We start from the raw sequence: 22,954 nt of genomic DNA on the forward strand, positions 1-22,954 counted from the left end.
ATGCGCAAGGTCTTCGTTCTCGCCAACCCTGACGCAGGGCGCGGAAAGGGTGCTGTCGCCCGCGACGCCGCCGTCGAGCGCCTTCGCACGCTTGGTCTGGAGCCGAGTGTGCACACCGCATCGTCGGTGGCCGAGACTCGGCGCCTCGCCGCGGAGGCGGTCAATGCCAAACCCGATGTGCTGGTTCTCGTCGGTGGCGATGGCACACTCTCGATCGTGCTCGACGAGCTCGTCGGCTCCGGAGTCCCGCTCGTGCTAGTGCCGGCTGGCACCGGCAACGACCTCGCTCGAGCTCTTGGCATCCCTTTCGGATCCGCTGACACAGCAGCCGTCGCGGCCGAAGCCGCAATGTACGGAGTCCCACGAGCCGTCGATGTGGGCGAGGCGGTGTGCCCGGAGGGCACTGCGCGTTTCCTCACTGTCGCGGCCCTCGGCTTTGATGCGAAAGTCAGCGAGCGCACCAATCGCTTGCGCTGGCCGCCGGGGCGTGCACGCTACTATCTGGCTCTGCTCATCGAGCTGACGCGTCTGACTCCGATGCGCTTCACGATGAGTGTCGACGGCACCGAGAGTCCCGTCTCCGATGGCACGCTCATCGCCATCGGAAACACCCGCACCTATGGGGGCGGCATGCCTATCTGTCCCGAAGCCGATCCGCACGATGGCCTCCTCGACGTCGTTCACATCGCGCCTCTAAGCCGTTTTCAGCTCATCCGCCTGTTCCCACACCTCCTGCGTGGCACGCACACGCAGCTCCCCGCTGCGACGACGTCGCGGGCAGCGGAGGTAGAGGTTAAAGCGCCTGGTCTTCTCGTCTACGCCGACGGCGAGCGCATCGGCACCGAGAGCGTACGTGTCCGAACGCTACCCGGGGCACTGATTGTTCTCCTGCCCTCGACCGACGCGTAAACTGCACGTCGGCCGAGGGCGCAGTGGTGCCCGCCAATCAACCTCCGTTCGAGTACGGTGTCGGCCGGGTCCCGGCCTGCATGGTGATCATGTTCGCCGTGCGCCGACGAAGCGGCGCTGTCCCGAGCGCTCTGATCACCGTGTTGCGGAGGCTCGAGCCCGAAACCCTCGGCCGGGTGTCCCATCGCCATGTAGAACGACGATCGTCGCTGTGCACGTACAGCGGCACGCCGAGTGACGCGCTCGTATGCCCGGAAATCGGGAAGATCGTCGCGCAGCGACTGTTCGAGCACCACCGCAAGGTGGAGCGCGGCTGCCCATCCCAGGTTCATGCCCTGCCCGCCGATCGGGCTGGTCTCATGCGCTGCATCGCCGAGGAGCACCACCCGGCCCCCCACTGTGCGCGCAGCGCGATGCTGACGCGCCTGAAATGCAGTGGGCTGAAGCCCTGCTGGCATATCGATCCGGATGCCGGTCCGCTCCCAGATCACGCGCGCGAACGCCTCCGCATCGCCGAGGGCGCGCTCCGGGTCAGCCGCAACCCAGCGCCTGCCACCCAGCGGAAGCGGAAACGACTCGACGAGCCCTGCGGGCTCGCAATACAGCTGGGCGCGCGGGAAGTTCTGCGCATCGGGGATATCCACCATCGCGTACGAACCTCTTCCCGATTGCTGACGCCAGCCAATGCCCAGCTGACTTCGGATGCCGCTGCGCACGCCGTCTGCCGCAATGACAAACGACGCTGTGTCCGCTCGGTGCGCACTATCTGTGTGCACCGCAAGGCAGAGCAAGTCGCCCTCGTTACGAAGCTCGCGAACCTCGTGACCAGTGCACAGCGTCGCCGACGGCAGCTGCCCGATGCGCTCCACCAGCAGGGCGTGCGTACGACGCTGAGGGAGGATTAGCACGCGCTGTTTCGCGGAGAAGGCGATCGATGCGAGGGTACGTCCGCCGCAGAGCACTTCTCCCCCCTCAAGTTCGAGCGCCTCTTCGCGCACCTGTGCGCCAAGATTCACGGCATCGAGCGCGGCGAGCCCCGGCGGATGGATGCCGATTGCCCGTGAACGGTCATCGGCGCCAGTACGGTTTTCGTACACGACCACATCGATCCCTTCCTGCGCCAACAGGCAGGCAAGGAGTAGTCCGACGGGGCCAGCGCCCACGATCGCAACGTCATGATGAGGCATTCGAGCTCTCCCATCTGAGCTCGAGCCTCGCAGGAAAGGCCCGCCGAACCCGCCACCCTGGTGGGGCGGCAGCGGAAAGCTCGCCGAACGTATACGCCCGACGAATGCTGGTGAGCCCATCGGCCCTGATGAAAGAGTCGGCGAGCAGGTTCTTCTCGAACGGCAAGGTACCGGCGCCAAATCCCCAGTAAGCGAACCGGCTCCGCTCGATATCTCGATGCAGAACGAGCCCACCGGCGGTGGCGAGACGGACAGAGTCCTGGAGCAGGTCGGGCAGCTCATCGCCGATCAGATGATGCAGCAGATGGTTGGAGATCACGACATCGAAGACCTCGCCGGCCAGATCGCTCGTATACGCGCATCGATAGTCCACTCCGCCGCCGCGACCGAGTGCCCACCGGATCGCCCTCGCGTCAGCATCCAGAGCCGTGACATGAATCGACAGCCCATCTCGGTGTGCCCATGCGGCGATCGCACGTGACACATCACCGCCGCCTGCGCCTACATCGAGGAGCCTGATTGACTGCTTCTGCGCACGCGGGCGAATCTCACGGCGGTACACCGCACGCCATCGAGACACTACGGAATTCACAAGGGAGAACCGGTCGTAAGTGCGCTCCAGCATCCGAAGGTCTGCGTCTGGATCATCCATCAATTCTCGGATGGCGACCGCGCGAATGGAGAGATCAGTGCTCATGGATGCTGGGGTGCGACGACCGTCATGAGTGCGGTCTCTGCGGTGAGGCCCGGTCCGAACGCCATGGCCGACACCCGGTCTCCGTCGTGTGCGTCTTCCTCCTCGAGGATGCGCCGCAACACGAATAGCACGGTGGCGCTGGACATATTGCCGTACTGTCTCAGGACCTCTCGCGCGGGATGAAGCTGCTGCTCGGAGAGACTCAGCCGCTCCTCCACTCGGTCCAGGATGCTGCGCCCACCGGGATGGATCGCCCAGTGTGAAACTTGCTCGCCGATCGTCCCTTCGTCGAAAGCGGCAGCGAGCCTGTCTTCGTCGGCATAGAGCGGGCGGAGCGCGCCGAAAATGTTCTCTCCGATGAGCTGCGGCACGGCCGTGGACAGAATCATCTCGAAGCCCTCATCGCCAATCATCCACGCCATGCTCTCCTTCCCTTGCGGGATGATGTCGGTGTGGAAGCGGTCCAGCGCGAAGCCGCGCACGTCGGAATCAAACTGCCGTGCGGTGACGAGACCAGCAGCCGCACCGTCGGCGAAGAGGGACGTGGCCACGATCATATCCGGATCATCAGAGGAGCGCAGGTGCAGAGTGCAGAGTTCCACGCTGACGACGAGGACCACCGCATTCGGGTCCGCAACACAGAACTGATGCGCCGCGCGCAGCGCGGGCATCGAGGCGTAGCACCCCATAAATCCCAGATGATAGCGCTGCACGTTGCCGGCCAGCCCGAGTGCGCGGACGATCTCGTAGTCGGGGCCTGGCGCGTAGAATCCGGTGCACGAAACGGTGATCACATGGGTGATGTCTGCGGCGGTGATGTCTGGGTCAGATTGCAGCGCTCGACGAGCCACCTCGACGTACAGCTTCCACGCTTCGCGGACGTAGATCTCGTTACGCGCCTTCGTTCCTGGGGAAAGCAGCGTGCCGGTTTCTCTGTCAAAGAACTGCGGCGACTCGACTTCTGCAGAAAAAGACAGCTCGTCGAGCACCGTGTAACGAGTGTCGATGCCGGATCCGTTGAATGACGCCGTCACGATTCGCTTTGCCAATCGCCCAATGTCTGGCTGGGCGGCGAAGACGTCCCGTACTTCGTCCTGTCTCAATGTCGTGTCAGGAACGATCGTCTGCAGCGAACGAAGGATAGTGGGATGACTCATGAGGTCACTCAAGCACGGGATGACGTCCTGAGAAAGAGGCGGGTCAGAAACCGAGGGCGCGTGCGAGTTTCGATCCGGATGCCGAGTGCCGACCACCGGCCGCAAAAATGGCCATCTCGACGGCAGTAAAGAACGTTTCGCGTCCGGCAGCATCTTCCGGGGCAGCTGGTCCTAGTTCCATCTCCCACTCGCGCCATTCCCGCTGCACGTTCTGACGCAGGTCAGTGGCGCGGACACGGTCGTCGACGAACTCAGCGATAACACCCGCAGGACCGGTGAGCAGGTATGCAGTGCGGTCGTTTTCGATGCGGGCGAGCGGGCTGAGCGGTTCGGTCGTCCACCGTGCGATCGCAGTGGCGACGGGATCCGGCAGGTCATCGCCGTCACCGAGTGGCCATCCCAGCTCAAGGCGGCCATCGCCCTCGCGCGGGCCTTTCACATGCCAGCCCTCGTCGGGTCCACCCGTGCGACGACGCAACGCCACTCCGGCACGAGAAAGCGCGGCATCGGCGGTATCGAAGTAGCGCGCATCAAGCACGCGCAATTCACCAGAGGTTATCTCCGTCACACCGGGAATCGCTGTCCAGACAGGTAGCGGCGTATCGGTATCGACGTCGTACTTGCGCTCGACTTCGATGGCGCGTGACGGCTCAGTCGTCACTGGAGACAATGTCCTCGAGGGACTCCTCGTACCAGTACTCGATCTCGGTAGGTCCATCGCTGGTTCCAGTGTTCTGCGCCTCACCCTTGCGGTGATACACCACCTGCGTCTCGCTGTACGGGACGATCAGCTTGCCATCAGCGTCGTCGTCGAGGGGAATGATCTGCCCGTCCAGCGGGCCTCCGTGAAGTCGTGCAATTGCCATGTGCACACCATAGCGCCGTGTTTCGATGTCTGGCGTGATTGCACCGGTCAGGCGTTCACGCCGCGTCTACGCCACGACCACCCCGAGGATCGCGCCGATGATCATCCAGGGGCCGAATGCGATGCGGGTGGCACCGTTGGCCCGCCGCAACGCCATGAGCGCGAGCGCGTAGAGGGCACCGAGCACGAACGCTGATGCTGCGCCCACGGCGAGAGCCTGCCAACCGTGCCAGCCCAGAACGAGACCGATAACAGCTGCGAGCTTCACATCTCCGCCGCCGATCCCCCCTCGACTCACAAAGCGCATCACGATGTAGAAGCCGCAGAGCACCAGCATGCCTCCTACCGCGCGGGTCAGCGGCCAGACCTCCCCCATCACCAGCGCATCGATGATGACCAGCACCAATGCACCACCCAGCGTCGGCAGCACAATCCGGTTCGGGAGTCGGTGCGTTCGCCCGTCAATGACGATCAGCCAGCCGCCGATCCCCAGTAGCGCGAGGTACGCAAGCACAACGATGACCATGTGCACTGCGGATGCGGGGACCATCCCCGAAGAGTACGAGAACTGCGCCTGTCGCGATTTGGGGCTGTGGATAACTCCATTGTCTGATGTACGAATTACTCTCGAATCCTTACTTGATTTATTCGTATTTATATTCGAGGATGGATGCATGGGCACCGCACTCTCCGCCCCGACCGCTCTCCCCCGTGAGGCACAGCCTCCCGCGCGCAGGATCTGCATCGCCTCCGCAGCGAGATCACTCGCATGCAGCGACGACGCAGCGATGTTCCTTTCCTGCCCATCGATCCCGCATTTGAGGGACTGCTGCCTGACTCTGGGCTGCGCGTGGGCTCCTCGTACTCGATCTCTCCCTCCCCCAGCCTGTTGGGCGCGCTGCTCGCTACCCCGTCGCAGAAAGGGGCCTGGTGTGCGGTCATCGGAATGCCCACGATCGGCGTCGAGGCGATGGCCGGGTTCGGCGTCGAGCTAGAACGCCTCGTCCTCGTGCCTGATCCCGGTCCGCGCTGGCTCACGGTCGCCACCGCACTCTCCGAGGTGATCCCGCTCATCGCCGTGCATCCACGCAGTCGGGTATCGGATGCTGACATCGCCCGGCTAAACGCACGACTGCGTGATCGTGGTTGCACGCTGCTGGTCACGGCGCCCTGGCCACAAAGCGAGGCAACGATCCGGGTGGAAGAGACCGAGTGGCACGGTCTGGGCTCCGGGTGGGGGCTGCTTGCTGATCGCACCGTGACGCTGCGCGCTTCGGGAAGACGACATGAGGGCTCGAGCCGCGTGCGGGTGCGAATGCCTACTTCTCTCGGTCGAGTAGATACTGTGGCTCCTCCCCTGCGCGCCATGACCCCGCTACCTGCTACCGGTGCCGGTGCCGCTGCCGCTGAAACTGAAACGTGGGCGGTGGCCGGATGATGCCCCCGCGCCACCTGGTGCTGTGGCTTCCCGATTGGCCTGTGCGTGCGGCTCTTGGTTCGCCCGTTACTGGCCGACCTGTTACTGACAAACCTGTTACCGATGAACCAGTTGCAGGCGAACCAGTTGCGATCGTTCAGGCAAACATAATCGTCGCTTGTTCAGCGGCGGCCCGCGCGCAGGGTGTGCGCCGCGGTCAGCGTCGTCGGCTCGCACAGTCCCGTTCCCCGGCGCTTCGTCTTATCCCGGCCGATCCTCGGCGAGATGAGCGTGCCTTCCTGCCTGTGCTGAGGCTGCTAGAAGACCTGGTTCCTGGAGTGCAGCCACTGCGCCCAGGACTTGCCGCGTTACGCGCTCGCGGAGCCGCCCGCTACTACGGCGGGGAGGAGCAGGCCGCGTTGCGGCTGATCGAGGCTCTCGCCGAACACAACCATCCGGGCTCTCGTGCAGCTATTGCCGACGGGCTTTTCACCGCAGAACAGGCTGCACGTCTGGCAACCCCGACGCTCATCGTCGACCCCGGTAGGTCGCAGGAGTTCCTCGCACCGCTCCCCGTGCAGTCGCTGGGCGATGAAGAAGTGACCGCGCTGCTGCAGCGGCTCGGCATCCGCACCCTCGCAGAGTTCGCTACTCTCGCCGAAGACGACATTCGCGATCGGCTGGGTGAACGCGGCGCACGGTTGCACGCGCTGGCTTCCGGCGCTGACTCCCGGCCGCTGACGCCACAGCATCCCGAACCAGAGCTGGCACGCGAGGTCGTCTTCGAAAGCCCGCTAAAGCATGCCGATCAGGTGGCTTTCGCGGTGCGACAAACAGCGGATGCCGTCACCGCCGCCCTCGCCGAGCTCGCACAGGTGTGCACCGAGGTGCGGATCGATTTCACCGACGACGACGGTGCGATCTCCTCACGAGTGTGGATGCATCCGACATCTTTCGAGGCAAGTGATCTGGTCGACCGGGTGCGCTGGCAGCTAGAGGGGCTTCGTCCAAGCGGAGCATCCGTCGATCGTGTGGGTGCCGGCATCGCCGAGGTGCGAATCGTTCCGACCAGGGTCGACGACAGCGCCCATCATCAGCCAGGGCTGTTCGGGCAGGGCCCAGAGCAGCGACTGCACCATGCCGTCTCCCGCGTGCAGGCGATGCTCGGTCATCGTGGCGTGGTCACCCCTGTCGTCATCGGCGGGCGTCGTCTCGCCGATCGGCAGCTGCTTCAGCCTGGGGCGACCGAGTGCCACCAGAGCGCGACGAGCGCCTTCCCTGGCCCGGAAGCCTTCCTCCGCCATACCCGTCCGAAGTGTTCGCCCCACCGCTTCCGGCTCGGGTGATGGCGGCAGATGGCACTGCACCCTCTGTCGATGAGCGCGGGACCCTCTCCGCTCCTCCCGTGCAGATCCAAGAAACACCGGTGCTGAGCTGGGCTGGTCCCTGGCCGCTGCGCGAGCACGCCTGGGACGCTGAACACGCCCGTTTCGCCCAGCGGTTCCAGATCGTGGATGAGGCTCAGCGCGCCTGGCTGGTGCTCTGGGAAGACAACGCCTGGTGGGTCGAAGGACGGTACCGCTGATGGGATTTCATAACCCGCCGCTGTCATGGAAAGAGCTCGAGCAGACCCTCAGCGACCCCACCAAACCCACCGCACCCCCTGGTGCGCTCCCTCCGCGGCGCCCAGACCCCGGTCCGGTCAGCAGGCGGCGTAAGGCAGATCCACCGCCTGATATCGTCCGGCCCAATGATGCCGTCCCCTATGCGGAACTGCACGCGCACTCCTCGTTCTCATTCCTCGACGGCGCTTCCTCCCCAGAAGATCTCATCGCCGAGGCAGAACGGCTCGGACTCACTGCCCTCGCAATCACCGACCATGATGGTTTCTACGGCGCCGCCCGCTTTGCCGAGGCTGCCGATGTCAGCGGTGCACAGGTGCAGACCATCTTCGGTGCCGAACTTTCACTGGAACTGCCGGGGCCGCAGAATGGCGTACCTGACCCGGTCGGAGAACATCTGCTCGTCCTCGCCCGAGGGATGGAGGGCTATCACCGGCTCTCCGGGGCCATCACCAGGGCACAGCTGCGCGGTGGAGAGAAAGGGCGGCCGGTCTATGACCTCGATGACCTCGCGGCGAGCGCGGGCGGCGAATGGACAATCCTCACCGGCTGCCGCAAAGGCGGCGTACGCCAAGGCCTCGTTCGAGGGGATGCTGCGACGCCGCTGCGCCGGCTGGCCGATCTGTTCGGACAGGATCAGGTCGTCGTCGAACTCATCGACCACGGCGACCCACTGGACAGTCGTCGTAACGACGCACTTGCAGATCTTGCCGCAGCTCATCAGCTTCCCGTTGTGGCGACGAACAACGTGCACTACACCGCTCCAACACGTGCCCGTCTTGCCGAGGCCGTCGCGGCGGTTCGAGCTACTCGCGGTATGGATGAGCTCGACGGCTGGCTTCCCTCTCACGGCTCAGCGCATCTGCGCAGTGGGGCGGAGATGGCTGCCCGGTTCCAGCGCTACCCGGGGGCGATCACGCAGGGGCTGAGCATCGCTGCGGCATCCGCTTTTCCGCTGCGTCGCGCTCGCCCCGCGCTTCCTCGGCAGGAGGTGCCGGAGGGACACACGCCGATGAGTCATCTCCGCGCCCTGGTCTGGGCTGCAGTCCCCGAGATATATCCACGACTCGATGCCGAAGGACGCGCACGGATCACGCGCGAACTGAATGTGATCGAGGAGAAAGACTTCCCCGGCTACTTCCTCATCGTGCACGGCATCGTCGCAGAAGCGAAGCGCCGCGGCATCCTCTGTCAGGGGCGGGGGTCTGCTGCGGCGAGCGCGGTCTGTTACCTGCTGGGTATCACGGCGGTCGATCCGATCCTCTATCGGCTCCCCTTTGAGCGCTTCCTCGCCACTACCCGTGAAGAAGAGCCAGACATCGATGTGGACTTCGACTCCGATCGCCGAGAGGAGATCATCCAGTGGGTCTACACGCAGTACGGTCGGGATCGCGCAGCGCAGGTGGCGAACGTCATCCAGTATCGTCCGAAGAACGCGGTGCGCGATATGGCGAGGGCGCTCGGTCATGCCCCCGGCCAGCAAGATGCCTGGTCACGGCAGGTCGACGGCTGGGGTGCCGATCTGATGCCCACCGACGGTCATGACATCCCGACCACCGTGTTGGAGTATGCCGGAGAACTGTTGAAGGCCCCTCGGCATCTCGGCATCCATTCGGGCGGCATGGTACTCACCGCGCGGCCAGTCGGCGAGGTGGTGCCGGTAGAGCACGCCCGCATGAAGAACCGCACGGTCATCCAGTGGGACAAGGATGATGCGGCCTGGATGGGATTGGTGAAGTTCGACCTGCTGGGGCTGGGCATGCTCGCTGCCCTCCAGCACTGCTTCGACCTCATCGCCGAGGCCACCGGCGAGAAGTGGACTCTGCAGACCCTCCCGAAAGAAGAGGCTGCGGTCTACGACATGCTTTGCCGTGCGGATTCGATCGGTGTCTTCCAAGTCGAGTCCCGCGCACAGATCGGCCTACTCCCCCGTCTGCAGCCGCGTTGCTTCTACGATCTCGTCATCCAGATCGCCCTCATCCGCCCCGGCCCTATCCAGGGCGGGGCCGTGCACCCGTTCGTTCGCCGCAAACTTGGCCAAGAGAAGGCGACCTACGCACACCCCTCGTTGGAGCCGATTCTGAAACGCACCCTGGGGATCCCGATCTTTCAGGAGCAGCTCATTCAGATGGCGACGACTCTCGGTGACTGCACGGCAGACGAGGCCGATCTGCTGCGGCGGGCGATGGGATCCAAGCGCGGTCAGGAGAAGATCGAACGAATCAAGGCGAAGCTCTACACCGGCATGGCAGCGAAGGGCTTAGATGAGGCCACCTCGAACCGCATCTACGCACAGATCCAAGCGTTCTCCAACTTCGGTTTCGCAGAGTCGCACTCGCTCTCGTTCGCTCTCCTCGTGTACGCGAGTTCTTGGCTGAAGCTGCACTACCCCGCCGCGTTCCTCGCAGGTCTCCTGCGCTCCCAGCCGATGGGCTTCTACTCCGCAGCCACACTGACTGCAGATGCCCGTCGGCATGGCGTCGAGGTGCGCCGCCCCGATCTGCATGATTCGGATGCCGCGGCGATGCTGGAACACGCAAATGACTCTCCTGTCCCCTCCGGGCAGAGTTCCTGTCTCCTCCCCGAGCACCCTGCCGCCGAGACGTTCCGTATCGACGCCCCCGATGAATCACCCGCACATCGCCGAGATGACGCCTTCGCCGTGCGACTCGGGCTCGCAGATGTACGCGGCATCGGGATGCCGATGGCTGAGCGCATCGTCGCCGAGCGGAAGGCGCACGGCCCTTTCCGTGATCTGCATGATCTGGTGCGCCGCACGGATGCCACTGCCGCCCAGTTAGAAGCGCTGGCGACAGCGGGAGCATTCGAGTGCCTCGGACTCAGCAGACGTGAGGCGATCTGGCTCTCTGGTGCCGCCGCCGAGGACCGTGCCCGCTACCTCCCCGACACAACGGTGTCAGTGCAGCCACCGCTATTTACCGACCAGACCAGTTACGAGCAACTGGCCGCCGATCTCACCACCACCGGACTCTCCACCGATGATCACCCCATGACGCATTTTCGTGCCGCACTGAATGAGCGGGGTGTTCTCACCGCTGCCGGTCTACGAGAGCACGAGGTCGGTCGGCGTATCGAGGTCGCGGGTCTCGTCACGCATCGGCAGCGCCCGGCAACGGCAGCCGGTGTCACGTTCTTGAACCTCGAAGATGAGACGGACTCGTCAATGTGGTCTGCTCAACGGGCGTCTGGAACCGCTACCGCCGTATCGCCAGGGATTCACCCGCGCTGATTGTGCGCGGCATCCTGGAGCGCTCACCAGAGGGGGTGATCAACGTGCTCGCGGATGCTTTTCAGGATCTGCAGACCGGTCTTGAGCATCGGTCCCGCGATTTCCGCTGACGAATCACCAGAATCGCGGAGCTTTAGGCTCTGGCACGCGATCTGCCCCGCCCCACCGGTCAGCCTCAGCCTTGGCGGCGAATGCCGCAGCATCCGCCCCGCGGAGCGCGACGTCGGCTTCCGACGACCCCGGCCCGATCGGGTCGACCAGCAGGGTCGTACTGCCTCTACCTTTTGCCGAGACGATCGTGCACTCCAAGACTCGCCCCGTCCAGGCCACTGCATCAGAGGCCGACGGAGTGCCCTGTTGGTATTTGACTCGAGTCTCCAGGTCGATGACCATCATCACGGCACGCTCACCCGTGTCATCCACACGCTCGACAACCTCTATACGATGCCCGTGCGGAATCGGCGCCGACGCCGCGATCACGATCGTCCTGTCCATGGCTACAGCCTACGAAGTTGCGGCGTTGAAACAAGAGTGAACATCGCGTGACTCTGCGGGGTTCCACAGGTGCGCTCTCATACGCTGGAGAGCATGGATTCTGGAGCCGACAACCTCAACGCCGTCGCGACGTGGGCTGTCTCGCTCATGGAATCGCTGGGCGGCTTCGGCGCCGGTCTCGCGATCGCGCTGGAAAATCTCTTCCCTCCACTGCCGAGTGAGGTCATCCTGCCGCTGGCGGGGTTCGCCGCCGCCAAGGGATCCCTGGGACTCGTCGAGGTACTCATCTGGACTACCGTCGGCTCGGTCGTTGGCGCTCTCGCCCTCTACGGCGTCGGAGCCTGGCTGGGTCGGCGTCGCATGTACGCCATCGCCGAGCGGATTCCGCTGATCAAAGTGACAGACGTCGAGCGCACCGAAGCGTGGTTTGACAAGCATGGTTCAAAGGCAGTGTTCTTCGGACGCATGATCCCGATCTTCCGCAGCCTGATCTCAATTCCGGCGGGTATCGAACGAATGCCCCTGCTGCGATTCACGCTTCTCACCACGGCCGGGAGCGCGATCTGGAACACGATTTTCGTGCTCGCGGGTTACTACCTCGGAGCCAACTGGCATGTCGTAGAGCAGTACGCCGGCGTGTTCCAGAAGGTCGTGATCGTGGTGGTGATTGTCGCTGTCGCGGCATGGATCGTCCTGCGTGTGCGTCAGGTGCGGCGCAACCGAGTCTCAGTCGACTGACCTGCTCAGCGGCACGGGCACGTCCAGCGTCTTACGATGGCGAGATGGACAGCGAAGCGCAGAGAATCCGTACCCTCGGAATCCTCGGAGCCGGCAAGCTGGGCACCGTGCTCGCTCGGCTCGCGGCATCCGCTGGTTATCGAGTCCTCGTCGCGACGTCCAAGGATCCCGCACTGATTGCTCCGGCGATGAGAGCTATCGGGGCGGAGGCCGCGTCCATCGACACAGCCATCGAAGAAGCGGATGCCGTCATTCTCGCGCTGCCGCTCGGCAGACACCGCGAACTCCCCGTCGAGATGCTGCGCGATGTTCTGGTTATCGACGCGATGAACTACTGGTGGGCAGCCGACGGCATCCGTCATGACTTGAGCGATCCGCGCATCTCGACCAGCGAACTCGTGCAGAGTTTCCTCACCGGTTCTCGCGTCGTGAAAGCGCTGAGTCACATGGGTTACCAAGACCTCGAAGACGAGACGCGACCCGCAGGCGCCTCGGGGCGCAAAGCGATCGCAATTGCCGGTGACGACGCGGCAGACCTCGAGGCCGCGTCAGTGCTCGTCGACGATCTCGGCTTCGATCCGGTGATCGCCGGCCCCCTCGCCGCCGGGATCATGCTGGAGCCAGGCGCCGAGGCATTCGGCGCGGATATCAATGCCGCACAGTTGCGTGAAATGCTCGAGCATTTCCCCGCCTCGCAGCGGGGCATCATCGTGGCGCGGGCGCGCGGGGAAACTCGGAACTAGCTGCTCAGCGGACGCTCATGGTGCGATCAGCGCCTCCAGCTGCTCGACGACGAGATCCGGGCGTGAGATGAACGGATGGTGCCCGGTCGGCAGCTCCACCGAGCGCGTCGCTCGAGCTGCGTGAAAACGCTGCAACTCGATCGATGTGCTGCGGTCCTGCTCGCAGACGATGTAGGTCGAGTCCACTCCCTGCCAGCCAGCAACGCTGGTCGGCGTCATGAACGCCCCGGCGGCCTGAGCGGTCACGCGATTCCAGGCCTCACGCTGAGTTGCTTCGTCTGCGTCCTGCAGGAATCGGCTTCCGAACGATGCCACGTCGTATCCCGCCAAGCTCAACGTGTCGTCGCCGTTGTCGCCGATCGAGGCCGGATCGCTCTCGCCGCTCATGATCATTCCTTGAGACTGTCCGACCTCGGGCAGGTACGACGACACGAACAGCAGATGCTCCACCGCCGGATGCCTTCCGGCCTCAGCGATGACAGTGCCGCCGTACGAGTGTCCGACAACGATCGCGGCATCGCCTTGATCGAGTTCTCGGCGCAGGGCGGCCGCGTCAGCCAAAAGCCCGCCCGCGGTGTCCTGCGGTGTCGCCTCTGCACATGAGGGCAGCGCGACGGCTCGACTCCGGATACCGGTCCGCTCTTTCAGGAGGTCAGCGGTCTGTTGCCACCACCACTGTCCGTCGCGAACCAGGCGCCGTGCACGAAGATCAGATCCATGTTGCAATCCTTCCACTTGTGCGCGCGTAGAGGGCCTACGCCGGCATTAACGGATGCTACGCGGCAAGCACCTCGTTCAGTGCTTCAGTGCTGGACGGGTGGGTCCAAATGCTGTCGCGCAATTCGCTGGCGGTCACATCATGACGCATTGCGAGCGCAATCAGGTTGATCACTTCTTGCGCATCGATCGAGAAAACCGTCGCGCCAAGGATCAGATCAGTGTCAGCATCGATGAACACTTTGATCAGCCCGTGCGTCTCCCCGACGATCTTCGGCCGCGGCATGGCAGCAATATCGGCGACGGCTTTGACGGCGACCAGAACGTTTCGGCCGCTCTCGTGCGCTTCGGCCTCGTTGACACCGACGCGCGCGAGCGGCGGCGTGAGGAATGTCGTGTGCGGGACGGCGACGCGGTCTGCGGTTGAGCGCTCCCCTCTGCCATTCAGCTGATCCATGACGATTCGGTTGTCGTCGAGAGAGATGTACGTGAACTGCGGACCGCCGTTGACGTCACCGACAGCGAAGATGTGCTCAGCCGATGTGCGCAGACGCTCGTCGACGACGACGTACCCGCGCTCATCGACCTTGACGTCTGCGGCGTCGAGTCCCAGGCCCTCAGTGCGCGGGCTCCGGCCGACGGCCACCAGCACGGCATCCGCGACGATCTGGCGGGCCATATCTCCCACGGTCATCTCCACGACCGCACCGTTCTTGTCCTCCTGATCGCTCACCCCGCTCACGTCCGCACCGAGGATGATCTCTACTCCCGATTCCTCGAGCAACGACTTCACGGCATCCGCGACGTCGCGATCTTCATGCTTGAGGAACACCTCGCCGTGATCGAGGACCGTCACCTGTGAGCCGAACTTCGAGAACATTCCGGCGAACTCGAGTCCGACATACCCACCGCCAACGATGACGAGACGCTCTGGAAGCGGCTCGATGTGTTGGATCGTGGTGGAGTCGAACAGTCGCGTGCTCTCCGCGGGGAACGCAGGTTCGGCCGGCGCGTTCCGGTGTTGATGACGATCGTCTGCGCGCGGATGCTGAGCACATCTGCTCCTGCGGTTACCTCGACGTCGTGCGGGCCAACGAATCGGGCGTGCCCGTCGATGAGGGTGACGCTGTCGACTTCATCGAGCATCGCGTGGTTGCGAGCGCGCAGCTTCTTCGTGAGAGCGTCGCGGCCTGCCACCGCATATGTGAACCAGGCCTGCGGGTCATCCGCTGGACGGCGCTCGGAGGCGCTGTGCACCAGATCTTTGGTCGGCACGCAGGCGATGTTGATGCAGCTGCCGCCGTACATCGAGGTGGACTCTTCGACAAGAGCGATACTCCGTCCCTGCCTGCCGAGAGCGCCGGCCAGGGTCTTGCCACCCTTTCCCCAACCGATGACCAGGACGTCTACTTCGATTTCAGCCATGACAGCACCCTACGTCTGTCGGGTTTGCTCACGCGATACCGCAAGGCAACGGCGTTGAGCGTTCCGTCCGCGATGTGGAGAATACGGTCGGCTGAATCTTGAACCGAATTATCGTGAGTGGCAATCAGTGCCGTTGCTGACTCGGCATGTACCGCCGATCGGATGAGGTCCATGATTGCGGCCCCGGTGGCGGCATCGAGTTGCCCGGTAGGTTCGTCTGCGATGAGCAGCCGCGGTGAATTAGCTAAGGCACGCGCAATGGCAACGCGCTGTTGCTGTCCACCTGACAGCTCATCCGGGTGAGATCGACCACGTCGTGCGAGGCCGACCAGATCGAGCAGATGCGCCACGCGTTCTTCACGGCGCTCAGGATGCTCTCGCCGGAGACGCAGCGGAAGCCCCACGTTCTCGGCGATCGTGAGGTGAGGCAGCAGACCGAACGTCTGGAAAATGAACGCGATCGAGTCGCGGCGCATGCGCGTGCGCGCCGCTTCGTCGAGCCCCGTCACCGATTGCCCGTCCAACAGCACCGTGCCGGAGGTGGGGAGATCGAGGCCACTGACGCAGTTCCGCAGAGTGGTCTTGCCCGACCCTGACCGCCCGGAGAGGGCGACAATCTCACCCCGCGGAATCCGAAAAGAGACGTCTTTGAGAGCCGTGACTTCACCGGCTGGCGTGCGATATGTTCGAGTCAGATTCTCCACCACGAGCACGTCGGTCATCGCGTCTCCTCCTCGGAATCGTCATACATGCGCTGCGGCCAGACGCCGACGTGGTCATTCTCGAGCGTGAGCCGCACCCGCTCGTTGAGGCCAAGAGCCTCACGATATTCGCTGGGGAGCTGAAGCCTGCCCACCTTGTCGAGCACGGCAAACTCCTCTTCGGACAGCGTCGCAACGCCGCTGGCATCGAGTTCCTCACGACGGAGTGTCTCGGATGAGATACGACCGTCGCGGATCGCCACGGTTCGCCGAACCTGACTCGCGACTGTGGCATCGTGTGTAACGATCACGATCGTGCATCCAAACCTGTCGTTGACCGCACGGAGCGCCCCGAACACCTCGTCACTTGTCTTCTCATCGAGTTGACCTGTCGGTTCGTCGGCGAGAAGCACTCGAGGCGAACCTGCCAGTGCCACCGCAATCGAGACGCGCTGCTGTTCTCCGCCTGATAACTGCGCTGGCCGTCGCTCCATCCGATCGGCGAGCCCCAGCGCCCGCAACAGCTCGCTGGACCGATTCGACCTTTCCCGTCGACCGACCCCAGCGAGGGCGAGAGGAAGGGACACATTCTCGGCGGCAGTGAGGTTCGGCAAGAGGTTACGCGATGACTGTTGGCGCACAAGGCCGACGGTGGATCGTCGATACCTTACGAGCTCTGCCCCGCGCATCGTCGTGAGGTCATGCCCCGCCACGTGTGCACTACCGGCCGTCGGCGCGTCGAGCCCCGAAAGGATGCCGAGGAGTGTCGACTTGCCCGATCCAGACGCCCCGACGATCGCGAGCATGTCCTTCTCCTGCACGAGGAGATCAAGGCCCTGCAACGCCTGCACCTCACCACCGCCGGCGCGGAACACCCGCACAACGCTGTCGCAGGAGATAAGAGCATCCGCCCCAAATCCCGACCCCCTCGCTTCGGAGAGCGAACTGCTGATGGTCATGATTCCTCCCCTGTGCGCAAGATCTCTGCCGTGCTGACGCGCCGCGAGAGCGGCATGTCTACCGCAATCGCAATTACCAAAGCCGCTGCGGCGACCCCGACGATTGCGGCGATGAGCCATGGCGACACGATGATCGGTGCGGGGCCTCCCGCGAGAGTATCGACGCCGAAAGCCGATCCGGCTGCGCCGATTGCGATCGCAGCAGCAATGCCTCCGCCGACGACCCCACTCACGACGAGCGGCACGAGCTCACCAGCGACAAGTGCAAAGCTGGCTCGCTGAGGTACGCCGAGCGCCCTCAGTAACGCCAGGATCCGGCCCCGACGCCGAGAACCGAGAACGGTGGTGACAACGAGCGCCAACAGCGCCAGGATGCCCGTTCCGATAAGCGACTGCATCGTTGCTGCGGTCACACCCGACACCAGGGCACCGCCGCGCAACTTCGCGAGGATATCTTCACGAATAGTGACGCTGCCCTCATTGCCGTCGGTGATCGCCTCTGCGGTGGAGCGCGCGCGCCGGTGGCAAACACCGTTGACAGCGGAACGGCCGCCAACGTCTCACCACCCGACACGGGTGCTCCGTCCAGATACGCCAGCAATCGCGATCTGTCGACGAACACCGAACTCCCTTGCCCAGGCGGTCTGACTGCAAGTTCACCGACGACGGTTACCGGAACAGCCGTGCCGCCGATATCAAGGGTGACGCTCTCACCTTCAGTGGAAGCTGTCAGTCGGGTATCAAGCAACACGGGCACCGAGCCCTGAGCGCCGTCCTCCTGAGTCACAAGTCGTCTCACGCCGTCGGCGTTGGCACGCTGTGCCTGGTCGGCCGGAAGCGCCGACAACAGCCGGGCGTAGTCCTCTTCAACCGCAAAGACCGTCGCATTGATCGGGCTGCCGCTACCGGTGACGTCTGCGCGCGTGATCTGCGTTATCGACGCTGCTGTCGCACCAGCATTATCGAATGCGTCAACCAGCGCAGCGGCATCCGTCGCATCCTCGATACGAACGTCGGCGCCCACTGTCCGCCAGGAGGCAGACTCTTGGCCGGCCGCCACGGTATGCAGCAGCACCAAGGATGTGATCGCGACACTGACGGCGAGGATCAGCGCGAATAGTGTCACGGCAGAACGGCCGTACCTGGCACTTGACGCAGCGAGCAGCGTCCCCGGGCCGCGCGTGAGAGAAGCCAGCCTCGAGATCGGCCATCCAGCTGCTCCGGAAAGCGGTGAAAGCACCAGCGCGACCACTGCAGCGCACAGTATGGGAGCAGCAAGAGCGAGCGGGTCGATACTCGCAGCCTCCACGCTCACTCCTGAGCCCTGCGCGATCACAGCCATGACTGCCATGGCAACCAGCACTGCGAACCCGGCAACGCGGACTGCGCGTATGCGCGACGACGACAGCGTTTCCATTGCCCAGTTCAGCGTGACGACGACGGGGGCAATCATGACGATGACCAACGCGCCCGAAACGAGCAACAGCGATTCGATGCGATCACCGAACAACGAAGCAGCAGCTACGCCCAGACCTGCGCCCATCAGCGTGACAACTACTGATTCAACGAGCGCATGTGCGCCGATCACACCAAGCGAGGCTCCGCGTGAACGAAGCAGCGCAATCTCTGTTCGCCGACGACGAGCCAACGCTGTGCTCGCCAGCACGGTAATGAGCAGGGCGACGCCGAGTAACCCCGCAGCGAGCGCAGACAGCTGAGCCGTTGCGGCAGTCACCGCCGCGGTAAACCCCACCAGCGCGTCTTCGTAACCCGAAGTGGCGTTGAGAACGAGTGGTGTTCCCTCGCTGATCGACGAGGGGAACGTCTCTATCAAGTCGATTTTCTCACGCACGTCATCGATTCGCTTCAGGTTGAATGCTGAAGGCTCGAACGACGTGCGGATAGTTCCCATCGACACATCTGTAAATTCGCTCGACGCTCGATCGAATGCGGTCGCGACGCTCAGAGCGGTAAATGCCACGCCAGAACGACTTCCCCGTGAAGCGATCTCTCGCGGTTCCCACACCCCTGGAAGGTCAACCCACGCCCGGTCCGAGGCGTCGACCGCTTCCGCTACACCGGCAACGCGTACGGTGATGTCATCACTGCTTGCGCCGTCCCCGACGGTGAAGGAATCGCCGACAGCGAGTCCTGTTGCCTCGGCAGCGGCAGCGGAGATAGCGACCTCGACCGGCCCGCCAGCCTCCCCCTCAGCATCGTTGGGTAACTGGCCCTGGACTATGCGCAGATCACTCTCGGATGCTGGATCCAGCACCCCGATGCGCATCTGCACAAGTCCGGCTGCGATGATCGGTAGAGTCCATCCACGTGGAAATCGATGGGAGTCCTGTCGTCTACCAACGTGAACGTGTCGCCAACGACAAGACCGAGGGAGCGCGCGGCAACCTCGGGCATTGCGATGCCGAGTCCCGAAGTCGGCCATTGTCCCGCCACGAGTTCTGCCGCGGCAGCCGGATCGTCGAGTTCGACAAGGTAGGCATAGACACTCGCGGCGTTCGTCAGCCAGTTGGAGGTCACCCAGCCGGTGCTCGACCAGCTGACCTCGTCCCCATAGGCCTGCGCGGTCGCGTTATCCAAAGCCTTTCGGGTGTCAGCAACGGGGCTCTGGGGACCGATCATGCGAATGGTGACGTCGACCTGCTCACCGGCCATCGACGCCAAGGAATCGCGAACGCCCGCCTCTTCTGCAGAGCGCACAAGCAGCAGCGAGCCAGCAAGCACCGATCCGGCGATGACGGCAACGGCCAGGACGAGGGCGAATAACTTGAACTGCGCCCGCCAGCGTCGCATTGCGAGAGCACCGACCCACACTCGAAGATCCCCTGACGAATGTACGACGGTTCACCTCCGGCGGTGGTGGGGCGGTTGCGAGTGCCCTGCGGCAGTTTATGGGATCGGGCCTCACGCGTGTGCGTGAAACGGTGGCTTCGATTATTAGCGAAAAGATACCTGCCAGTGGTTGGCTGGCGAGTATGGATCAGAAACCAACGAAGCACGGTGTGGAGCCACACGACCAGAATGTGGCATCACGACTGAATTGGTTGCGTGCAGGAGTCCTCGGCGCCAACGACGGCATTGTCTCTGTCGCCGCGGTCGTCGTCGGTGTCGCCGGCGCCACCACCGATAACGGGGCCATTATCACCGCTGGCGCCGCTGCCGTTATCGGAGGTGCGATTTCAATGGCACTCGGAGAGTACGTCTCGGTATCCAGCTCCGCAGACTCGCAGCGGGCACTCATCGAGAAGGAGCGCAGCGAGCTCGCCGAGACGCCCGAAGCCGAACTGGAAGAGCTGGTCGGGATTTATCGGGCCAAGGGCCTGAGCGCTGAGACGGCGGAGATAGTCGCGCAGGAGCTCACCGAGCACGATGTATTGCGTGCGCATCTGGATGCCGAGCTGAATCTGGATCCCGACGAAGTACTCAGCCCCTGGCACGCGGCTTTTGCCTCGGCGATCGCGTTCCTCTCCGGCGCGATACTGCCGTTTCTCACGGCGGCATTCCTGCCTGAGACGCTGAAGATCCCCGTCACATTTGTTGCGGTGATGATCGCGCTTGCGATCACCGGCGCGCTGGGAGCAAGACTCGGCGGCGCACCGATGCTACGCCCGACCATTCGAGTATTGATCGGCGGTGCCGCGGCGCTGGCCGTTACATTCGCCATTGGCTCGTGGCTGGGCAGTACGGGCGCGGTGTAGGGCCCCCTGCCGCCCTACACTGAACCTATGTCAGCGAAGACCCCGACTCCGGGTCCCAAAGTTGGAAATCTCGCACCCGCTCTCCGCGCAGAATCAGAAGCGATCTATGCGGCTGCTGGCGCAGGTGTGCTCGGTGCTATCTACGGGCTTGTGGTGGCGCTGGGTGCTCCCGACCTGCAGCTCGAAGAAGTCGCGAGGTCGTTCGGTCTGCTGGCTGCGATCGGCGGCAGCCTAGTCGCTATCGCGGTATCCATCACGGGGTACTGGCGCTCACGCAACCTTCCGGGTCAGGAGTGGCGGCGCTCACTCCCATCATGGAAATTTACGGTCAACACGATATCCGTCGTCATCGCGCACACCGCGCTCACATTCCTCGCGGTTTATGCCGGCTACCGGCTAATCGGGCAAGGGTTCATCGGCCTGCCGATCATCACCTTCTGGTCGATCGTGCTGATGTCGGTCACACTCGGCCTCACCGCATATATCGTGTATCTCTCGGTTTCGCGGATGACGACACAACGTATGTCGTCGTTGCTCATGGCCTTCGTCGTGATTGGCACGTTCACTGCGATGATTACCACGCCAGACGCCGGGTGGTGGAAGATCCACTTCAGCCAACTGGGCTCGTTTTCAGACCTCTCCAGCTACGTCTTCAATGGCACTCTGATCGCTGGTGGTCTGCTCGTGACAACATTCGCCGTCTATATCGCGAATGATCTGACGTCACTCCGGCGAACGCGCATGCTGCAGTACTCGCGTGCGCCACGGGTTGTCTCGACCCTCTTCGTGATTATGGGCACCATGCTCGCGCTGGTTGGCGTCTTTCCCGTAAACGTGCACCTGCTGTTGCACAACCTGTCGGCCATTGGAATGGCCATCGTGTTCCTCGTACTCCTGATCGCCGGACCGAAGGTGCTTCGCGGGATGCCGAGCGCTTACTTCCTATCGAGCTGGGCATTCCTCGCGGCGACCGTCGTCTCTATCGTGCTGTTCTTCGTCGGCTACTTCACTCTCACTGCGCTGGAGATCATCGTGTTCGCACTCATCTTCGCGTGGATTGCCGTCTTCATCCGCTTCCTCGGTGTAACGAGCCAACGCGCCTAGTCTGACGGCCCGGTCCCGGATCGGGAACCGGGTCGACTCAAGAACGACCTAGGTCTATTACTGCAAATGGGCCGGGATGAAAGTGTGAGATGTAAATAGAGGAGAACCACATGTCGTTCAACACTCCCGAGCTGGCCCAGCCCGTACCCGCGGTCAAAGCCGCGTCTCAACCCGCCATCTCGAAGGGGCTGATGATCGCCACGATCATCCTCACCTCGCTCACAGCCATCGGGCTCTTCGCGACGCTTATTCTGCTGTTCGCAACAGCCACGAACTCCGACAACGAAGCGTTCGCTGGTATTTCGGATTCTCAATGACCGCATCCATCGTGAATGTGATCCCTGCAGTCGCGACCCTCGTCCTCGGGATCGTCAGTCGCCGCGCAAAGAGCCCCGTGTCGCTCATTGCGATCATCGTTGGCTCGATCGTCCTCTTGGTCTTTGTTGGGCAGATCGTGTTCCTGCTGGTGGCTTGACGAGTTGCGGGGGCGCGACGACGCGGCTCAGCAACTCGACACGGCTGGCTTAGGACGACCAGTGTTGGGCGGAAGTCATACCGAATCCATTTCGATGACGACCTTGCCGGTGGCATGACCGTCCTCGACGACGGCGATGGCTTCTCCGGCGCGTGCGAGGGGGGTAGAGCGCTGAGACGTGAGGATTGACCAGGCCGTACTTGATAACGTCGGTGATCTTGGCCATTACTTCGGCGGTGCGCTCGAGCGCAGCTCCGCCGAGCTGGTTAGCGGTGGTGGCATCCGCAGCGGAGATGATTCTGGTCGAGTTGGTGACCAGTTCGGCGACGTCGCGTAGTGCCTCGCCACCGACGAGGTCGAGGATAAGGTCCACCCCGTCGGGAGCGACCTCGCGCAGCCGAGAAAAGTGCCCCGTCACCGTAGGGCACCAGGGTTGCACCGGCACCCTGGCCCGGTGCCACGGGGCCGAGGATCTCGTCGCCGACTGCGCGACCGTTGACACCGTCGCCCACAGCGGTGACGGTCCCCGCGACTTCGCGTCCCATCGCCGCCGGTAATTCCTGGTTCTGGCCAAGGCGTCCAGATCGGAGCTTCCAGTCCACCGGATTGACTGCCGCAGCGCGGACCTTCACACCCAGTTCCCCAGGGCCGGGAACGGGGATCGCACGGTCGATAAGTTCCTGTGTCTCGGGGCCACCATGGCGGTTGTATACGTACACCTTGGACATTTTGGCTTTCCTCTTCTGAGTCGATCTCATACCGGTGGGTTGCCCGAAC

Annotated in this window: 26 protein-coding genes and 2 pseudogenes; 11 read left to right on the plus strand and 17 right to left on the minus strand. The window is 63.6% G+C overall.

Going from position 1 to position 22,954, the window contains the following annotated elements; genetic code table 11:
- The gene (locus DC31_RS06085; protein WP_036278149.1) at positions 1–909 is read left to right on the plus strand and encodes a YegS/Rv2252/BmrU family lipid kinase; all 909 of its coding nucleotides are present in this window, start codon (positions 1–3) and stop codon (positions 907–909) included.
- On the opposite strand, the gene DC31_RS06090 is transcribed toward DC31_RS06085, so the two are convergent.
- The 6 genes from DC31_RS06090 to DC31_RS06115 all read right to left on the minus strand — a co-directional run bounded on the left by DC31_RS06090 (position 816) and on the right by DC31_RS06115 (position 5,365).
- Positions 816–2,096 (minus strand): FAD-dependent oxidoreductase, encoded by a 1,281-nt coding sequence (locus DC31_RS06090; RefSeq protein WP_051606483.1) that lies wholly within the window; start codon positions 2,094–2,096, stop codon positions 816–818. The genes DC31_RS06085 and DC31_RS06090 overlap by 94 nt on opposite strands.
- Positions 2,083–2,793: a methyltransferase domain-containing protein gene (locus DC31_RS06095; protein ID WP_036278151.1), complete on the minus strand. Its 711-nt coding sequence runs from the start codon at positions 2,791–2,793 to the stop codon at positions 2,083–2,085. The genes DC31_RS06090 and DC31_RS06095 overlap by 14 nt, the downstream gene beginning before the upstream one ends.
- A complete protein-coding gene (locus DC31_RS06100) occupies positions 2,790–3,950 on the minus strand; it encodes a type III polyketide synthase (protein ID WP_036278154.1) in 1,161 nt (386 codons plus the stop codon). The genes DC31_RS06095 and DC31_RS06100 overlap by 4 nt, the downstream gene beginning before the upstream one ends.
- Before the next feature lie 43 nt (positions 3,951–3,993).
- On the minus strand, positions 3,994–4,611 hold the full coding sequence (locus DC31_RS06105) for a CYTH domain-containing protein (protein WP_036278157.1): 618 nt from the start codon (positions 4,609–4,611) through the stop codon (positions 3,994–3,996).
- Positions 4,601–4,816 (minus strand): hypothetical protein, encoded by a 216-nt coding sequence (locus DC31_RS06110; protein WP_036278158.1) that lies wholly within the window; start codon positions 4,814–4,816, stop codon positions 4,601–4,603. Before DC31_RS06110 ends, DC31_RS06105 begins: the two co-directional genes overlap by 11 nt.
- A gap of 66 nt (positions 4,817–4,882) precedes the next feature.
- A complete protein-coding gene (locus DC31_RS06115) occupies positions 4,883–5,365 on the minus strand; it encodes a prepilin peptidase (protein ID WP_036278162.1) in 483 nt (160 codons plus the stop codon).
- A gap of 219 nt (positions 5,366–5,584) precedes the next feature.
- On the opposite strand from DC31_RS06115, the gene DC31_RS06120 reads away from it, so the two are divergent.
- The 4 genes and pseudogenes from DC31_RS06120 (at position 5,585) to DC31_RS06130 (ending at position 11,214) form a co-directional block, all read left to right on the plus strand.
- Positions 5,585–6,253 carry a hypothetical protein gene (locus DC31_RS06120; RefSeq protein WP_235201363.1) on the plus strand — a complete coding sequence of 223 codons (669 nt, stop codon included), beginning with the start codon at positions 5,585–5,587 and terminating at the stop codon, positions 6,251–6,253.
- A complete protein-coding gene (locus tag DC31_RS06125) occupies positions 6,250–7,578 on the plus strand; it encodes a DNA polymerase Y family protein (RefSeq protein ID WP_327036822.1) in 1,329 nt (442 codons plus the stop codon). The genes DC31_RS06120 and DC31_RS06125 overlap by 4 nt, the downstream gene beginning before the upstream one ends.
- Before the next feature lie 59 nt (positions 7,579–7,637).
- On the plus strand, positions 7,638–7,817 hold the full coding sequence (locus DC31_RS20175) for a hypothetical protein (protein WP_327036823.1): 180 nt from the start codon (positions 7,638–7,640) through the stop codon (positions 7,815–7,817).
- Positions 7,817–11,214 (plus strand): annotated as a pseudogene (locus tag DC31_RS06130) (error-prone DNA polymerase). The gene DC31_RS20175 and the pseudogene DC31_RS06130 overlap by 1 nt, the downstream one beginning before the upstream one ends.
- Before the next feature lie 4 nt (positions 11,215–11,218).
- On the opposite strand, the gene DC31_RS06135 reads toward DC31_RS06130, so the two are convergent.
- On the minus strand, positions 11,219–11,599 hold the full coding sequence (locus tag DC31_RS06135) for a hypothetical protein (RefSeq protein WP_036278165.1): 381 nt from the start codon (positions 11,597–11,599) through the stop codon (positions 11,219–11,221).
- Positions 11,600–11,692: 93 nt separating this feature from the next.
- Between DC31_RS06135 and DC31_RS06140 the strand changes: the two genes are divergently transcribed.
- Together DC31_RS06140 and DC31_RS06145 are read left to right on the plus strand one after the other, a co-directional pair.
- Positions 11,693–12,337: a DedA family protein gene (locus DC31_RS06140; RefSeq protein WP_036278168.1), complete on the plus strand. Its 645-nt coding sequence runs from the start codon at positions 11,693–11,695 to the stop codon at positions 12,335–12,337.
- Between the two features lie 44 nt (positions 12,338–12,381).
- Positions 12,382–13,080, plus strand: coding sequence for an NADPH-dependent F420 reductase (locus tag DC31_RS06145; RefSeq protein WP_036278171.1), 699 nt, complete (start codon positions 12,382–12,384; stop codon positions 13,078–13,080).
- 15 nt (positions 13,081–13,095) lie between these two features.
- Here DC31_RS06145 and DC31_RS06150 read toward each other — a convergent pair whose 3' ends face one another.
- The 8 genes from DC31_RS06150 to DC31_RS06180 are packed head-to-tail and all read right to left on the minus strand — an operon-like array spanning position 13,096 to position 19,714.
- The gene (locus tag DC31_RS06150) at positions 13,096–13,815 is read right to left on the minus strand and encodes an alpha/beta hydrolase (protein ID WP_235201364.1); all 720 of its coding nucleotides are present in this window, start codon (positions 13,813–13,815) and stop codon (positions 13,096–13,098) included.
- Positions 13,816–13,855: 40 nt separating this feature from the next.
- A complete protein-coding gene (locus DC31_RS19865) occupies positions 13,856–14,752 on the minus strand; it encodes a dihydrolipoyl dehydrogenase family protein (RefSeq protein WP_327036826.1) in 897 nt (298 codons plus the stop codon).
- Positions 14,650–15,222 carry an FAD-dependent oxidoreductase gene (locus DC31_RS20180; RefSeq protein WP_327036824.1) on the minus strand — a complete coding sequence of 191 codons (573 nt, stop codon included), beginning with the start codon at positions 15,220–15,222 and terminating at the stop codon, positions 14,650–14,652. Before DC31_RS20180 ends, DC31_RS19865 begins: the two co-directional genes overlap by 103 nt.
- On the minus strand, positions 15,204–15,944 hold the full coding sequence (locus tag DC31_RS06160) for an ABC transporter ATP-binding protein (RefSeq protein WP_081813737.1): 741 nt from the start codon (positions 15,942–15,944) through the stop codon (positions 15,204–15,206). Before DC31_RS06160 ends, DC31_RS20180 begins: the two co-directional genes overlap by 19 nt.
- Positions 15,941–16,882, minus strand: coding sequence for an ABC transporter ATP-binding protein (locus DC31_RS06165; protein ID WP_036278174.1), 942 nt, complete (start codon positions 16,880–16,882; stop codon positions 15,941–15,943). Before DC31_RS06165 ends, DC31_RS06160 begins: the two co-directional genes overlap by 4 nt.
- The gene (locus tag DC31_RS06170) at positions 16,879–17,295 is read right to left on the minus strand and encodes an FtsX-like permease family protein (protein ID WP_160173207.1); all 417 of its coding nucleotides are present in this window, start codon (positions 17,293–17,295) and stop codon (positions 16,879–16,881) included. The genes DC31_RS06165 and DC31_RS06170 overlap by 4 nt, the downstream gene beginning before the upstream one ends.
- Complete coding sequence (locus DC31_RS06175; protein ID WP_152545353.1) at positions 17,292–19,169, minus strand: FtsX-like permease family protein; 1,878 nt, start codon at positions 19,167–19,169, stop codon at positions 17,292–17,294. Before DC31_RS06175 ends, DC31_RS06170 begins: the two co-directional genes overlap by 4 nt.
- A complete protein-coding gene (locus DC31_RS06180) occupies positions 19,121–19,714 on the minus strand; it encodes a hypothetical protein (RefSeq protein ID WP_036278182.1) in 594 nt (197 codons plus the stop codon). The genes DC31_RS06175 and DC31_RS06180 overlap by 49 nt, the downstream gene beginning before the upstream one ends.
- Before the next feature lie 161 nt (positions 19,715–19,875).
- On the opposite strand from DC31_RS06180, the gene DC31_RS06185 reads away from it, so the two are divergent.
- The 4 genes from DC31_RS06185 to DC31_RS18405 all read left to right on the plus strand — a co-directional run bounded on the left by DC31_RS06185 (position 19,876) and on the right by DC31_RS18405 (position 22,177).
- Complete coding sequence (locus DC31_RS06185; RefSeq protein WP_036278184.1) at positions 19,876–20,598, plus strand: VIT1/CCC1 transporter family protein; 723 nt, start codon at positions 19,876–19,878, stop codon at positions 20,596–20,598.
- A 27-nt stretch (positions 20,599–20,625) separates the two neighbouring features.
- Positions 20,626–21,702, plus strand: coding sequence for a DUF998 domain-containing protein (locus DC31_RS06190; RefSeq protein ID WP_036278187.1), 1,077 nt, complete (start codon positions 20,626–20,628; stop codon positions 21,700–21,702).
- A gap of 110 nt (positions 21,703–21,812) precedes the next feature.
- Complete coding sequence (locus tag DC31_RS06195) at positions 21,813–22,019, plus strand: hypothetical protein (protein WP_036278189.1); 207 nt, start codon at positions 21,813–21,815, stop codon at positions 22,017–22,019.
- Entirely contained in the window at positions 22,016–22,177 is a 162-nt protein-coding gene (locus DC31_RS18405) for a hypothetical protein (protein WP_160173208.1), read from the plus strand. Before DC31_RS06195 ends, DC31_RS18405 begins: the two co-directional genes overlap by 4 nt.
- A 49-nt stretch (positions 22,178–22,226) precedes the next feature.
- Here DC31_RS18405 and DC31_RS20185 read toward each other — a convergent pair whose 3' ends face one another.
- Positions 22,227–22,595, minus strand: coding sequence for a hypothetical protein (locus tag DC31_RS20185; RefSeq protein WP_327036828.1), 369 nt, complete (start codon positions 22,593–22,595; stop codon positions 22,227–22,229).
- A 109-nt stretch (positions 22,596–22,704) separates the two neighbouring features.
- Positions 22,705–22,935: pseudogene (locus DC31_RS20190) on the minus strand (alcohol dehydrogenase catalytic domain-containing protein); the annotation flags it as partial.
- Between the last annotated feature and the right edge of the window lie 19 nt (positions 22,936–22,954).

Origin of the sequence: Microbacterium sp. CH12i (assembly GCF_000685355.1) — a bacterium.
GTDB lineage: Bacteria > Actinomycetota > Actinomycetes > Actinomycetales > Microbacteriaceae > Microbacterium.

What these genes read in the sequence shown, in the direction of transcription:
- DC31_RS06145 (WP_036278171.1), top strand. Translation starts at nt 12,382, where the DNA reads ATGGACAGCGAAGCGCAGAGAATCCGTACCCTCGGAATCCTCGGAGCC.
- DC31_RS06135 (WP_036278165.1), bottom strand. Translation starts at nt 11,599, where the DNA reads ATGGACAGGACGATCGTGATCGCGGCGTCGGCGCCGATTCCGCACGGG.
- DC31_RS06195 (WP_036278189.1), top strand. Translation starts at nt 21,813, where the DNA reads ATGTCGTTCAACACTCCCGAGCTGGCCCAGCCCGTACCCGCGGTCAAA.
- DC31_RS06115 (WP_036278162.1), bottom strand. Translation starts at nt 5,365, where the DNA reads ATGGTCCCCGCATCCGCAGTGCACATGGTCATCGTTGTGCTTGCGTAC.
- DC31_RS06110 (WP_036278158.1), bottom strand. Translation starts at nt 4,816, where the DNA reads ATGGCAATTGCACGACTTCACGGAGGCCCGCTGGACGGGCAGATCATT.
- DC31_RS06165 (WP_036278174.1), bottom strand. Translation starts at nt 16,882, where the DNA reads ATGACCATCAGCAGTTCGCTCTCCGAAGCGAGGGGGTCGGGATTTGGG.
- DC31_RS06160 (WP_081813737.1), bottom strand. Translation starts at nt 15,944, where the DNA reads ATGACCGACGTGCTCGTGGTGGAGAATCTGACTCGAACATATCGCACG.
- DC31_RS06175 (WP_152545353.1), bottom strand. Translation starts at nt 19,169, where the DNA reads ATGCGCATCGGGGTGCTGGATCCAGCATCCGAGAGTGATCTGCGCATA.
- DC31_RS18405 (WP_160173208.1), top strand. Translation starts at nt 22,016, where the DNA reads ATGACCGCATCCATCGTGAATGTGATCCCTGCAGTCGCGACCCTCGTC.
- DC31_RS06185 (WP_036278184.1), top strand. Translation starts at nt 19,876, where the DNA reads ATGGATCAGAAACCAACGAAGCACGGTGTGGAGCCACACGACCAGAAT.
- DC31_RS06190 (WP_036278187.1), top strand. Translation starts at nt 20,626, where the DNA reads ATGTCAGCGAAGACCCCGACTCCGGGTCCCAAAGTTGGAAATCTCGCA.
- DC31_RS06100 (WP_036278154.1), bottom strand. Translation starts at nt 3,950, where the DNA reads ATGAGTCATCCCACTATCCTTCGTTCGCTGCAGACGATCGTTCCTGAC.
- DC31_RS06125 (WP_327036822.1), top strand. Translation starts at nt 6,250, where the DNA reads ATGATGCCCCCGCGCCACCTGGTGCTGTGGCTTCCCGATTGGCCTGTG.
- DC31_RS06120 (WP_235201363.1), top strand. Translation starts at nt 5,585, where the DNA reads ATGCAGCGACGACGCAGCGATGTTCCTTTCCTGCCCATCGATCCCGCA.
- DC31_RS06085 (WP_036278149.1), top strand. Translation starts at nt 1, where the DNA reads ATGCGCAAGGTCTTCGTTCTCGCCAACCCTGACGCAGGGCGCGGAAAG.
- DC31_RS06090 (WP_051606483.1), bottom strand. Translation starts at nt 2,096, where the DNA reads ATGCCTCATCATGACGTTGCGATCGTGGGCGCTGGCCCCGTCGGACTA.
- DC31_RS06095 (WP_036278151.1), bottom strand. Translation starts at nt 2,793, where the DNA reads ATGAGCACTGATCTCTCCATTCGCGCGGTCGCCATCCGAGAATTGATG.
- DC31_RS20180 (WP_327036824.1), bottom strand. Translation starts at nt 15,222, where the DNA reads ATGGCTGAAATCGAAGTAGACGTCCTGGTCATCGGTTGGGGAAAGGGT.
- DC31_RS06140 (WP_036278168.1), top strand. Translation starts at nt 11,693, where the DNA reads ATGGATTCTGGAGCCGACAACCTCAACGCCGTCGCGACGTGGGCTGTC.